Raw genomic sequence first — 12,323 nt, forward strand, 5'->3', positions numbered from 1 at the left:
AGCCGCTAGAATCCAGATCTATTATTGATGGCAAACCGCCTGCGTCCTGCGCAGGCGGTTTTCTTTTCTGTCTTTCCGGCAGAAAAAGCCGCAGCCAGATCAGGATGTTCTGCTAATGACGATGTCGGCCCGCCTCACCATCATGCTCTTCGCAGCCCTGCTCAGCGCTTGCGCCAGTCGCACACCGCCTCCTGCGCCGGTGGTTCGCGCGCCCATTGTTTTTGGTAACCCGCAACCCTTTTCCCCCGAGGCAGAGGACGTGCTGTTCCGCGCGCTTGGTCTTGTGGGCACGCCGTATCGTTGGGGCGGTAACACGCCGGATTCGGGTTTTGATTGCAGCGGCCTGATCGGTTACGTCTACCGTGACGTCACCGGTATTTCCCTGCCGCGTACCACCCGCGAAATGATCAGCATGCAGGCGGCCAACGTCGGCAAGGAAGGCCTGCAAACCGGTGACTTGATCTTCTTCGCCACCAATGGCGGCTCCCAGGTCAGTCATGCCGGTATCTACGTCGGCGAAGGTCGCTTCGTCCACGCGCCAGCCACTGGCGGCACGGTGAAGCTGGACAGCTTGTCCAAGGCTTACTGGCAGAAGGCTTACCTGAGTGCCAAGCGCGTTCTGCAGCCTGAGCACTTGGCGCGCAATCCATAGCGTCCTGTCCGAAGAGGTTGTCATGACCGCTCGCACACTCAATCTCGATGATTCCCTGTACCAATACCTGCTCGACGTTTCCCTGAGGGAAACGCCGCTGCTCAAGCGTTTGCGCGACGAAACCCAGGCGCTGCCCATGGCTCGCTGGCAGGTGGCGCCGGAGCAGGGGCAGTTCCTCGCGTTATTGGTCAAACTCATCGGTGCAAAGCGCCTGCTGGAAGTCGGCACGTTCACCGGTTACAGCGCGTTGTGCATGGCCGCTGCGTTGCCGGAGGACGGTTCGCTGATCTGCTGTGATATCCCCGGCGACTACAACGCTATCGCGCGTCGATACTGGCAGGAGGCGGGCCTCGCCCATCGCATAGATCTGCGTCTGGCGCCTGCGCTGGAAACCCTCGCCACACTGGATCAGCCTGGGCAGTTCGACCTGATCTTCATTGATGCCGACAAAGCCAATTACCCAGGTTATCTGGAGCATGCACTGCGTCTGCTGCGCGTCGGTGGACTGGCGGTGTTCGATAACACGCTGTGGAGTGGGCGGGTGCTCGAAAAGGATCCCGAGAGTGCAGACACCCGAGCCATCCAGGCGCTCAATCGCGCCTTGAAGGATGACTCGCGGGTGGATTTGTCGTTGTTGCCGTTGGGCGATGGATTGACGCTGTGCCGCAAACGCTAAACGCCCCCCTTGTAGGAGCGAGCGGTGCGGCGATCCTACAAGGGGGGCTGTTGCAGTTACTTCGCGGTCGACACCCGCCACACCTTGTTCCCCACATCATCAGCCACCAGCAAATCTCCCTGCTGATCAATCACCACGCCCACAGGTCGGCCCATGGCTTTCTCATCCGCGTTGAGGAAGCCTGTGAGCACATCAATCGGTTGCCCGGTCGGCTTGCCGCCCGCGAACGGGACGAAAATCACTTTGTAACCACTGTGCGGCTTGCGGTTCCACGAGCCGTGCTGGCCGATGAAGGCACCTTCCTTGAACTGCGCTGGAAGCGTGTTGCCCTCGGCAAACGACAGGCCCAGCGACGCGGTATGCGGGCCGACCGCGTAGTCCGGCGCAATGGCCTTGGCCACCAGGTCCGGGTTTTGCGGTTCGACGCGAATATCGACATGCTGGCCGTAATAGCTGAAGGGCCAGCCGTAAAACCCGCCGTCCTTCACTGAGGTGATGTAGTCCGGCACCAGGTCGCTACCGATTTCGTCCCGCTCATTGACCGCCGTCCACAGGGCACCGGTCTGAGGTTCCCAGGCCAGGCCGTTTGGATTGCGAATCCCCGAGGCGAAGATACGGTGATTGCCGGTGGCGCGATCCACTTCCCAGATCGCCGCGCGACCTTCTTCCTGATCCATGCCGTTTTCGCCGACGTTGCTGTTGGAGCCGACCGTGACGTACAGCTTGCTGCCGTCCTTGCTGGCGATGACGTTTTTGGTCCAGTGGTGATTCAGCGTGCCACCCGGCAGATCGATCACCTTGATCGGCGGCGACTTGATCGCCGTGTCGCCGTTTTCATAGTGAAAACGCAGCAAACGGTCGGTGTCGGCGACGTACAGGTCATTGCCGACCAGGGTCATGCCGAAAGGCGAGTTGAGGTTTTCCAGGAACACCGTGCGGGTTTCGGCGATGCCGTCGTGATCCTTGTCCCGCAGCAGCGTGATGCGGTTCGGGCTGGGGACGCCAGCGCCGGCACGCCCCATGACCTTGCCCATGACCCAGCCGCGAATGCCTTTACCGTCATCGGGTTTGGGGGGCGCGTTGGTTTCGGCCACCAATACATCGCCGTTGGGCAGCACATACAGCCAGCGCGGGTGATCGAGCCCTTCGGCAAATGCCGCCACCTGAGTGCCCGCCGCTGCGGTGGGTTTCGCACCCGCAGGCCAGCCGATCGCCGGGGCGATATTCACCGTCGGGATCAGGGTCTTGTTCGGTTCTGGCAGCTTGGGTGACGGGCCGGTGCCGTCGGAGACTTGCAAGCTGGAGGTTTCACCGCAGGCGGCGAGCCCTCCGGCGAGCGCGATGACGAGAACGAGCTGGGGCTTGCGCATGCGGGTCTTCCCTATGAATGCATTGACTTAATCATAGAGAAGATTTGAGGCGCGATGGTTCAACCGGTCAGCCGCGGGTTTCCTTGAACAGCACGGCGATGCCAGGGTGGTAGTTGCCGGCTTCGTTGCGCAACTTGCGATAGGCGTACGGGAAATACCAGGCCACGGCGCAGCTGTGTTCCTTTTGCAGGTCGTCGACCATGTCCTGAAGTTCTTCCGGCGTTGCGCTCTGCTGAGCCTTTTGTGGCGCAACGAACAGGCAGCCGAGTTTCAGGTCGCTGGCGTAGCTGATGCGTTTGGCGTCGCTGGTGATGTCTTGCAGCGCCTGAGTCAGGTTCAGGCTATTGACCCGCGGCCAGCGTTGAGTGGTCTGAAGGTAGGCGCGTTCTTCGGGGGAGGCGATAAACAGATCGGCGCGGCCGTTGCGTTCGCCTTCTTCGTTTTGCTTGCGCGTGGTGGTTTGTTGCAGTGTGACCATTTCCGCCATCCAGGCCGCGGCGGAGAGCAAGCCAAGGTTGGCTTTTTCGTCGTACCAGTAAGGCGTGTCATTGTCGCCGCGAACGGCATTGAAGCGGTCGATACAGTCAAACCAGCGTTCCAGCACCGGTCGCAGGAATTCCAGCTTCGGGTTGCTGATGATCATGCCTTGCATGTTGCTCACCCTTGTAATTGTGTTAGTGGGTTATGTGGCGCTTTGATATCACTGCTGGCAGTGTGGTGCAAGATTGGTGTCAGGTAATTGATGGGCGGCAGTATATCGAGCGCCCGGGCTTTGTCTTCAATTGACGCTCCACCCCCAACCCTCTAACCTTCGCGGCTTGTTTCAGGTGCTCTGTGGCGAAGGTCGACAGAGTGAAACAGGGAAGCCGGTGAGTGACTACCTTCGCGCGGCGAAACGTCATGAACCCGGCGCTGCCCCCGCAACGGTAAATGAGTAAAGGCTGCGCGAGGGCCTGTCATCAGCTTTTTCCTATACCGCTTTCAGACACAACTCGAAGGGCCGGGCCTGCTGTGGCGCAGGGCTGCGTTGCTCGGAGCTTGTTTGGAACGACCAAACCACGCTCCTCGCGCCTTGCCTGCGCCACAGCAGCCCCGGCGCGGTATAGGAAAAAGCTGATGACAGGCCCTAGCCACTGTGTCGACTGTCGACATGGGAAGGCGCGCAGTCCGGCGCAAGCCGCTCATGAGCCCGGAGACCGGCCTGATTCATCCAACGGCATCACGGTGGGCGATGCCAGGCTTCTTGCCGTCTATTCTTGTGCCTGCCCGCCGTTATCCAGTCTCAACGGAGAGCTCCCCCATGACTGATTCCCCTGATCGTGACGAACGCCATCTGGCGCGCATGCAGCGCAAAAAAGCCGTGATCGACGAGCGCATTGCCAACTCGCCGAATGAGTGCGGCCTGCTGCTGGTGCTGACCGGCAACGGCAAAGGCAAGAGCAGCTCGGCCTTCGGCATGCTCGCCCGGTCCATGGGGCACGGCATGCAGTGCGGCGTGGTGCAGTTCATCAAGGGGCGCAACAGCACTGGCGAAGAATTGTTCTTCCGCCGCTTCCCGGAGCAAGTGCGTTTTCATGTGATGGGCGAGGGCTTCACCTGGGAAACCCAGGATCGCCAGCGTGACATCGCCGCCGCCGAAGCTGCTTGGGAAGTGTCCCGCGAACTGCTGCGTGATCCATCGATCGGCCTGGTGGTGCTCGATGAGCTGAACATTGCCCTCAAGCACGGTTACCTCGACCTGGATCAAGTGCTCACTGACTTGCAGGCGCGTCCGCCGATGCAACACGTGGTAGTCACCGGTCGCGGCGCCAAGCCGGAGATGATCGAGCTGGCCGATACGGTCACCGAAATGGGCGTGATCAAGCACGCGTTCCAGGCCGGGATCAAAGCGCAAAAAGGCGTCGAGCTGTGAATACAATTTTATGAAAAGCATACGTCATTGCCCGGCGGTGCTGATCGCCGCGCCGGCCTCCGGTCAGGGCAAGACCACCGTCACGGCCGCGCTGGCCCGTTTGCATCGCAATCAGGGGCGCAAGGTTCGCGTGTTCAAGTGCGGCCCAGACTTTCTCGACCCGATGATTCTCGAGCGCGCCAGCGGTGCGCCGGTGTATCAACTGGACATGTGGATGGTCGGCGAGCAGGAAAGTCGCCGACTGTTGTGGGAAGCCGCCGGTGAAGCCGACCTGATCCTGATCGAAGGCGTTATGGGATTGTTCGACGGCACGCCGTCCAGCGCGGACTTGGCGCGGCACTTCGGTGTGCCGGTGCTCGGTGTGATCGACGGAACGGCGATGGCGCAGACTTTTGGTGCGCTGGCGTTGGGGTTGGCGAAGTATCAGCCGGATTTGCCGTTTGCCGGTGTGTTGGCTAACCGTGTGGGCACGTTGCGCCACGCACAATTGCTCGAAGGCAGCCTGACTGAGGGCTTGCGCTGGTACGGCGCGTTGTCGCGCGAGACCGGAATCGAATTGCCGAGTCGTCATCTCGGTCTGGTCCAGGCCAGCGAGTTGAACGATCTCGACCTGCGCCTCGATGCGGCGGCTGAATCATTGGCCAGCAGTTGCGATGTAGCGCTGCCGCCGCCCGTGGAATTTGCGGCTCCTGAAATAATCGTCGCCGAGCCTTTGCTGGCCGGCGTGCGAGTCGCTGTGGCCCGTGATGAAGCGTTCGCCTTCACCTACGGCGCGAGCCTGGATTTGCTGCGGGCCATGGGCGCCGAATTATTGTTTTTCTCGCCGATCCGCGATGCTGATTTGCCGGAGGCTGACAGTCTTTATCTGCCGGGCGGTTATCCGGAGCTGCACCATGTGGTGCTGTCACAGAACGCCTCGATGCTGGATGCGATCCGCGCCCATCATGCCGCCGGCAAACCGTTGTTGGCCGAGTGTGGCGGGATGTTGTACCTGCTTGATTCGTTGACCGACGTCGAAGGCACTCGCGCTGAATTGGTCGGTTTGCTGGCCGGTGATGCGGTGATGCAAAAGCGTCTGGCGGCGCTGGCGTTGCAAGCGGTTGAGTTGCCGGAAGGTTCGTTGCGCGGGCATACGTATCACCACTCGCTGACCAGCACCGAGCTTGAGCCGATTGCTCGTGGCTTGAGCCCGAACGGCGGGCGAGGGGCGGAGGCGGTTTATCGTGAGGGGCGGATGACCGCCTCTTATGTGCATTTTTATTTTCCGTCCAATCCTTCCGCTGTAGCTGCATTGTTTGCGCCTGACCGTGAGGCCGCCATCGCGAGCAAGTCGAATCGTCGCACCGCCGCTCCCACAGTTGAAAATGTGTTGCCTGAAGAAATGCGGTCCACTGTGGGAGCGGGCTTGCTCGCGAAGAGGCCATGACTGACAACGCATTCAGCCAAGCCGAACGCGAAGCGGTTTATCGGACAATTGCCGAACGCCGCGACATGCGCCACTTCAGCGGCGGCACGGTCGAGCCCGAGTTGCTACGGCGCCTGCTCGAAGCCGCCCATCAGGCCCCCAGCGTCGGCTTGATGCAGCCCTGGCGTTTCATCCGCATCAGCGACCGCACACTGCGCAGCAAGATCCAGCAACTGGTGGAAGAAGAACGCATCCGCACCGCCGAAGCCCTCGGCGAGCGCACCGACGAATTCATGAAGCTCAAGGTCGAAGGCATCAACGACTGCGCCGAGGTGCTGGTCGCCGCGTTGATGGACGATCGCCAGCGCCACATCTTCGGGCGTCGCACCTTGCCGGAAATGGACACGGCCTCGTTGTCCTGCGCTATCCAGAACCTCTGGCTGGCCTCTCGCGCCGAAGGTCTGGGCATGGGGTGGGTGTCGCTGTTCGAGCCGCAAGCGCTGGCGGATCTGCTGGGTTTGCCGCCCGGGGCCAAGCCATTGGCGGTTCTTTGCCTCGGCCCGGTCAAGGAATTCTATCCGGCGCCGATGCTGGTACTCGAAGGGTGGGCGCAGGCGCGTCCGCTCAGTGAGTTGCTGTATGAAAATTATTGGGGAGTGAGTCAATGAGTGTGGCGTTATTGAGTGTCGCCGCGGTGGCGCTGGACGCGCTGCTGGGTGAACCCAGACGCTGGCATCCGCTGGTGGCGTTCGGCCGTTTTGCCGACCGCATCGAGCAACGTTTCAATGGTGAGGGGCGTGGCTGGCGCAGCCATGGTGTCACCGCTTGGGTGATTGCAGTATTGCCGCTGACGTTACTGGCCACGGCGTTTTCCTGGGCGCCCTATGTCGGCTGGATAGTCGAGATTCTTGCGCTCTATTGCGCCCTCGGCATGCGCAGCCTTGGTGAACACGTCGAGCCGGTGGCCAAGGCCCTGCGCAGTGGTGATCTGGACGAGGCGCGCACACGTGTCGGCTATCTGGTCAGCCGTCAGACCAGCGAGCTGGATAAAACCGAAGTCGCCCGCGCCGCCACTGAATCTGTATTGGAGAACGGCAGCGACGCGGTGTTTGCCGCGTTGTTCTGGTTTGCCGTGGCCGGCGCGCCCGGCGTGGTGCTCTATCGCTTGAGCAACACCCTTGATGCGATGTGGGGTTATCGCAACGAACGCTTCGAACGATTCGGCTGGGCCGCGGCGAAGATCGACGATGTCCTCAACTACATTCCTGCGCGCCTGGTGGCGTTGACCTACGCGTTGCTGGGCAAAACCCGACTGGCGTTGAAATGCTGGCGCACCCAGGGCCCGACCTGGGACAGCCCGAACGCTGGCCCTGTGATGGCGGCCGGTGCCGGTGCACTCGGCGTCGAGTTAGGCGGGGCAGCGATTTATCACGGTGAACTGCATCAGCGCCCGCAACTGGGCGAAGGTGTGCCAGCGGATGCCGACTCCATCGACCGTGGCTGGCAATTGGTCCAGCGCGGGGTATGGTTATGGCTGCTGATTCTCTGCGTGGGAGCTGAATTCTATGCTTGAGCACGGTGGCCGGTTGCGCAAGGCGGCGCTCGAATACGGCATTGCCGAAGCCGATTGGCTGGACCTGTCCAGCGGCCTCGCGCCGTGGCCATTCCCGATCCCGGACATTCCGCTGCGGGCCTGGGCGCGCTTGCCGGAAACCGATGACGGTCTGGAGCAGGCAGCTTGCGACTATTACGGCGCTGCCCAGGTGCTGCCGGTCGCCGGTTCGCAAATGGCCATCCAGTTGCTGCCGCGTTTGCGTCGGGCCGGCAAGGTCGGCGTGCTGTCGCCGTGCTACGCCGAACACGCGCAAGCGTGGCGGCGCAATGGCTACATCGTGCGCGAAGTGCTGGAGCAGGAAGTCGACTTCTATATCGACAGCCTCGACGTGCTGGTGGTGGTCAATCCGAACAACCCGACGGGCCTGAGCCTGCCCCCGAGCCGTCTGCTCGACTGGCATGCCCGGTTGGCCTCGCGCGGTGGCTGGCTGGTGGTCGACGAGGCGTTCATGGACAACACGCCGCAGTTGAGCGTGGCGCCGTTTGCCCATCAGGTCGGCTTGATCGTGCTGCGCTCCTTCGGCAAGTTTTTTGGCCTGGCCGGTGTGCGGCTGGGCTTTGTGCTGGCTGAGCGCAAGCTGCTCAAAATGCTCGCCGAGCAGGTGGGGCCGTGGGCGGTCAGTGGCCCGACACGGGTGTTGGGCCAAGCTTGTTTGCTCGACACCGAAGGCCACGCCAGGCAGCGCGTGCGCAGCGAAGCGGCCAGCGAACGCCTGGCGCTTTTGCTCGGGCAGTATGGTTTGCAGCCGCAGGGTGGCTGCGCCTTGTTTCAATGGCTGATCACCGAGCGTGCCGAAGCGCTTCACGAGTTCATGGCACATCGTGGCATCTTGCTGCGCTTGTTCGCCCACAACAGCAGCGTGCGTTTCGGCTTGCCTGCGGATGAGGCGGACTGGCTGCGTCTAGAACAAGCACTTCAGGCCTTCGCCAAGGAATTCCAATGACCACGTTAATGGTGCAGGGCACCACGTCCGACGCCGGTAAAAGCACGCTGGTGACGGCGTTGTGTCGCTGGGTCACGCGTCATGGCGTGCGTGTCGTGCCGTTCAAGCCGCAGAACATGGCGCTCAACAGTGCCGTGACCGCCGACGGTGGCGAAATCGGCCGCGCCCAGGCCGTGCAGGCCCAGGCCGCCAACCTTGAGCCGCAAACCGACATGAATCCGGTGCTGCTCAAACCCAACAGCGATACCGGCGCCCAAGTGATCATTCATGGTCGCGCGGTGACGACGATGAATGCGGTTGCCTATCACGACTACAAAGCCATCGCCATGCAGGCGGTGCTGGCCTCTCATGAACGATTGAGCGCGGCCTATCCAGTGGTGATGGTCGAAGGCGCGGGCTCGCCGGCCGAGATCAATCTGCGTGCCGGCGACATCGCCAACATGGGCTTTGCCGAAGCGGTGGATTGCCCGGTGGTGCTGATCGCCGACATCAACCGCGGCGGGGTGTTTGCGCATTTGGTGGGCACGCTGGAACTGCTGTCGCCCACCGAACAGGCGCGGGTCAAAGGCTTCATCATCAACCGTTTTCGCGGCGACATCGCCTTGCTGCAGCCCGGCCTCGATTGGCTGGAAGCGCGCACCGGCAAACCGGTGATCGGCGTTCTGCCGTATGTGATGGATCTGCACCTCGAAGCCGAGGACGGTATCGATCAGCGCCAGACCGACAAGGTCGAGCGCGTGCTGAAAGTGGTAGTGCCGGTGTTGCCGCGCATCAGCAACCACACCGATTTCGATCCGCTGCGCCTGCATCCGCAAGTGGACCTGCAATTCATCGGCCCCGGTCAGGCGATCCCGCCGGCGGATCTGATCATTCTCCCCGGCTCAAAGAGCGTGCGCAGCGACCTCGCGTATTTGCGCGCCAATGGCTGGGACACGGCCATCAGTAGTCATCTGCGCTACGGCGGCAAAGTGCTGGGGATTTGCGGCGGTCTGCAAATGCTCGGTGAGCAGGTGCATGACCCGCTGGGCCTCGAAGGCGCGTCGGGGTCCAGTGCCGGTCTGGGCTTGCTGGCGTTCGAAACCCGGCTCGAAGAAGAGAAGCAATTGCGCAATGTGCGCGGTCATCTGGCGCTGGAAAATGCTGAAGTCAGCGGCTACGAAATTCATGCCGGCGTGACCACCGGGCCGGCGCTGGAAAACCCTGCCGTGCAGCTGGACGATGGTCGCTGCGAGGGTGCGCAAAGTGCTGACGGGCAGATTTTCGGCACCTACCTGCATGGCCTGTTTGAATCCCCGGCAGCGTGCAGTGCGCTGCTGCGCTGGGCGGGTTTGCAGGATGTGCAAGAAGTGGACTACCACGGGTTGCGCGAGCGCGATATCGAGCGGCTGGCGGATCTGGTGGAGAAGCATTTGGATACCCGATTGCTGCGTGAACTCTGCGGGATTTGAGGTGGATGAGAGGACGCCTTCGCGGGCAAGTCGGATCGCCGCACCGCTCGCTCCTACAAAAGCACTGCTGCCACCTGTAGGAGCGAGCGGTGCGGCGATCCGACTTGCCCGCGAAGAGGCCAGTAGTTACACCGAACATTTATAGGATGTAACCATGCTGCAACTGATCATCGGCGGCGCCCGCTCCGGCAAAAGTCGCCTCGCTGAAAAACTCGCGACAGACAGCCAGCTTCAGGTCACCTACATCGCCACCAGCCAACCGCTGGACGGTGAAATGAACGAGCGGGTTGCCCATCACCGCGCCCGTCGTCCAGCCGAATGGGCGTTGATCGAGGAACCGGTCGAACTCGCCCGCGTTTTGCGCGAAAGCGCCCGCGCCGACCGTTGCCTGCTGGTGGATTGCCTGACCCTGTGGATGACCAATCTGCTGATGCTCGACGACAACGAACGCCTCAACGCAGAACGCGAAGCCCTGCTGGACTGCCTGGCTTCTTTGCCGGGTGAAATCATTTTCGTCAGCAACGAGACCGGAATGGGTGTCGTGCCGCTGGGCGAATTGACTCGCCGCTATGTCGATGAAGCCGGTTGGCTGCATCAAGCCCTGGCCGAGCGCTGCCAACGTGTCGTCCTGACCGTCGCCGGTCTGCCCCTGACTTTGAAAGGAACCGCGTTATGACTCAATCCTGGTGGCTGAACCCATGCAAGCCGATCGACGCTCAAGCCGTCGAACAGGCGCAGGCACGTCAACAGCAACTGACCAAACCCGCCGGTTCTCTCGGCCAACTTGAATCGGTGGCCGTGCAATTGGCGGGGCTGCAGGGGCAGGTCAAACCGAGTCTTGAGCAACTGTGGATTGCCATTTTTGCCGGTGACCATGGCGTTGTGGCTGAGGGCGTGTCGGCATTTCCTCAGGAAGTCACCGGGCAGATGCTGCATAACTTTGTCAGCGGTGGCGCGGCAATCAGCGTGTTGGCGCGCCAGCTCGGCGCTTCCCTGGAAGTGGTGGATCTCGGCACGGTGACGCCATCGTTGAGCCTGCCAGGCGTGCGTCACCTCAACATTGGTGCGGGTACCGCCAATTTCGTCGAAGGTCCGGCCATGACTCAGGCCCAGGGCGAACTCGCCTTGCAGGCCGGTCGCGACAGCGTGCAGCGTGCGGTCGCCGCCGGTGCGCAGTTGTTTATCGGCGGCGAGATGGGCATCGGCAACACCACCGCGGCCAGCGCGCTGGCCTGTGCCTTGCTCGATTGCCCGGTGGTGCATCTGGCCGGGCCGGGCACCGGTTTGAACGCGGCGGGGGTCAGCCATAAAGCCCAGGTCATCGAACGTGCCTTGGCATTGCACGGCGCTCAGCGCGGTGATGCGTTGCAGACGCTGTTCAACCTCGGCGGTTTTGAGATTGCGGCGTTGGTCGGTGCGTATCTGGCGTGCGCCCAGGAAGGCGTTGCAGTGTTGGTGGATGGCTTTATTTGCAGCGTCGCCGCGTTGGTGGCGGTGCGCTTGAACCCTGAATGCCGTGAGTGGTTGTTATTCGGCCATCGCGGTGCCGAGCCGGGCCATCGTCATGTGCTGGAAACCCTCAATGCCGAGCCACTGCTGGACCTCGGCCTGCGTCTGGGCGAGGGCAGTGGCGCCGCGTTGGCTGTGCCGTTGCTGCGTCTGGCCTGCGATCTTCACGGGCAGATGGCAACCTTTGCCGAAGCAGCGGTGGCGGATCGTCCAGCATGACGTTGCGTCTGGATCTTCTGCGCCACGGTGAAACCGAACTCGGTGGCGGTTTGCGCGGCAGCCTCGACGATGCGCTGACCGCCAAGGGCTGGGAGCAGATGCGCGCGGCGGTGGTCGAGCAAGGGCCGTGGGATCGGTTGATCAGTTCACCGTTGCAACGTTGTGCGCGGTTTGCGCATGAGCTCGGTGCGCAGCTGGGGCTGCCAGTGCACCTCGACAAAGATCTGCAAGAACTGCACTTCGGTGCCTGGGAAGGGCAGAGCGCGGCGGCATTGATGGAGACTGACGCCGAGGGGTTGGGTCTGTTCTGGGCCGATCCTTATTCCTTTACGCCGCCTGAGGGTGAGCCGGTCGAGGAATTTTCGACGCGGGTGCTGGCGGCGGTGGAGCGCTTGCACGCAGCGTATGCGGGCGAACGGATCTTGCTGATCAGCCATGGTGGCGTCATGCGCTTGTTGCTGGCGCAGGCGCGGGGTTTGCCGCGAGAGCAGTTGCTGAATGTCGAGGTCGGCCATGGCTCGCTGTTTTCGTTGAGCGTCGAGTCAGGCGTCATTCTCAAGGAAGCGATCTGACC

Annotated in this window: 13 protein-coding genes and 1 riboswitch; of the genes, 11 read left to right on the top strand and 2 right to left on the bottom strand. The window is 62.1% G+C overall.

Annotated elements, in window-relative coordinates:
• The first annotated feature begins 115 nt into the window (after positions 1-115).
• Both ACYZTM_RS24075 and ACYZTM_RS24080 read left to right on the top strand, forming a co-directional pair.
• Positions 116-652: a C40 family peptidase gene (locus ACYZTM_RS24075; RefSeq protein ID WP_131062204.1), complete on the top strand. Its 537-nt coding sequence runs from the start codon at positions 116-118 to the stop codon at positions 650-652.
• A gap of 22 nt (positions 653-674) precedes the next feature.
• On the top strand, positions 675-1,328 hold the full coding sequence (locus tag ACYZTM_RS24080; RefSeq protein WP_131062203.1) for an O-methyltransferase: 654 nt from the start codon (positions 675-677) through the stop codon (positions 1,326-1,328).
• Positions 1,329-1,384: 56 nt separating this feature from the next.
• Here ACYZTM_RS24080 and ACYZTM_RS24085 read toward each other — a convergent pair whose 3' ends face one another.
• Complete coding sequence (locus ACYZTM_RS24085) at positions 1,385-2,698, bottom strand: PQQ-dependent sugar dehydrogenase (protein WP_131062202.1); 1,314 nt, start codon at positions 2,696-2,698, stop codon at positions 1,385-1,387.
• A 67-nt stretch (positions 2,699-2,765) separates the two neighbouring features.
• Complete coding sequence (locus ACYZTM_RS24090) at positions 2,766-3,350, bottom strand: hypothetical protein (protein ID WP_131062201.1); 585 nt, start codon at positions 3,348-3,350, stop codon at positions 2,766-2,768.
• Between the two features lie 156 nt (positions 3,351-3,506).
• Positions 3,507-3,726: riboswitch (cobalamin riboswitch) on the top strand.
• A 272-nt stretch (positions 3,727-3,998) separates the two neighbouring features.
• Between ACYZTM_RS24090 and cobO the strand changes: the two genes are divergently transcribed.
• The 9 genes from cobO (at position 3,999) to cobC (ending at position 12,321) form a co-directional block, all read left to right on the top strand.
• A complete protein-coding gene (gene cobO, locus ACYZTM_RS24095; protein WP_131062200.1) occupies positions 3,999-4,610 on the top strand; it encodes a cob(I)yrinic acid a,c-diamide adenosyltransferase in 612 nt (203 codons plus the stop codon).
• Between the two features lie 10 nt (positions 4,611-4,620).
• Positions 4,621-6,036 (top strand): cobyrinate a,c-diamide synthase, encoded by a 1,416-nt coding sequence (locus ACYZTM_RS24100; RefSeq protein WP_461985018.1) that lies wholly within the window; start codon positions 4,621-4,623, stop codon positions 6,034-6,036.
• Entirely contained in the window at positions 6,033-6,683 is a 651-nt protein-coding gene (gene bluB, locus ACYZTM_RS24105) for a 5,6-dimethylbenzimidazole synthase (protein WP_131062198.1), read from the top strand. The genes ACYZTM_RS24100 and bluB overlap by 4 nt, the downstream gene beginning before the upstream one ends.
• Entirely contained in the window at positions 6,680-7,588 is a 909-nt protein-coding gene (gene cbiB, locus ACYZTM_RS24110; RefSeq protein WP_131062197.1) for an adenosylcobinamide-phosphate synthase CbiB, read from the top strand. The genes bluB and cbiB overlap by 4 nt, the downstream gene beginning before the upstream one ends.
• Positions 7,581-8,573: a threonine-phosphate decarboxylase CobD gene (gene cobD / locus ACYZTM_RS24115; RefSeq protein ID WP_461985021.1), complete on the top strand. Its 993-nt coding sequence runs from the start codon at positions 7,581-7,583 to the stop codon at positions 8,571-8,573. Before cbiB ends, cobD begins: the two co-directional genes overlap by 8 nt.
• Positions 8,570-10,021, top strand: a complete 1,452-nt coding sequence (locus ACYZTM_RS24120) for a cobyric acid synthase (protein WP_461985023.1) — start codon at positions 8,570-8,572, stop codon at positions 10,019-10,021. Before cobD ends, ACYZTM_RS24120 begins: the two co-directional genes overlap by 4 nt.
• 154 nt (positions 10,022-10,175) lie before the next feature.
• Complete coding sequence (gene cobU, locus ACYZTM_RS24125) at positions 10,176-10,697, top strand: bifunctional adenosylcobinamide kinase/adenosylcobinamide-phosphate guanylyltransferase (RefSeq protein ID WP_131062194.1); 522 nt, start codon at positions 10,176-10,178, stop codon at positions 10,695-10,697.
• The gene (gene cobT / locus ACYZTM_RS24130) at positions 10,694-11,749 is read left to right on the top strand and encodes a nicotinate-nucleotide--dimethylbenzimidazole phosphoribosyltransferase (RefSeq protein WP_131062193.1); all 1,056 of its coding nucleotides are present in this window, start codon (positions 10,694-10,696) and stop codon (positions 11,747-11,749) included. Before cobU ends, cobT begins: the two co-directional genes overlap by 4 nt.
• Entirely contained in the window at positions 11,746-12,321 is a 576-nt protein-coding gene (gene cobC, locus ACYZTM_RS24135; RefSeq protein ID WP_131062192.1) for an alpha-ribazole phosphatase family protein, read from the top strand. The genes cobT and cobC overlap by 4 nt, the downstream gene beginning before the upstream one ends.
• Positions 12,322-12,323 lie beyond the last annotated feature (2 nt).

The organism is Pseudomonas sp. MDT2-39-1 (genome assembly GCF_054898085.1).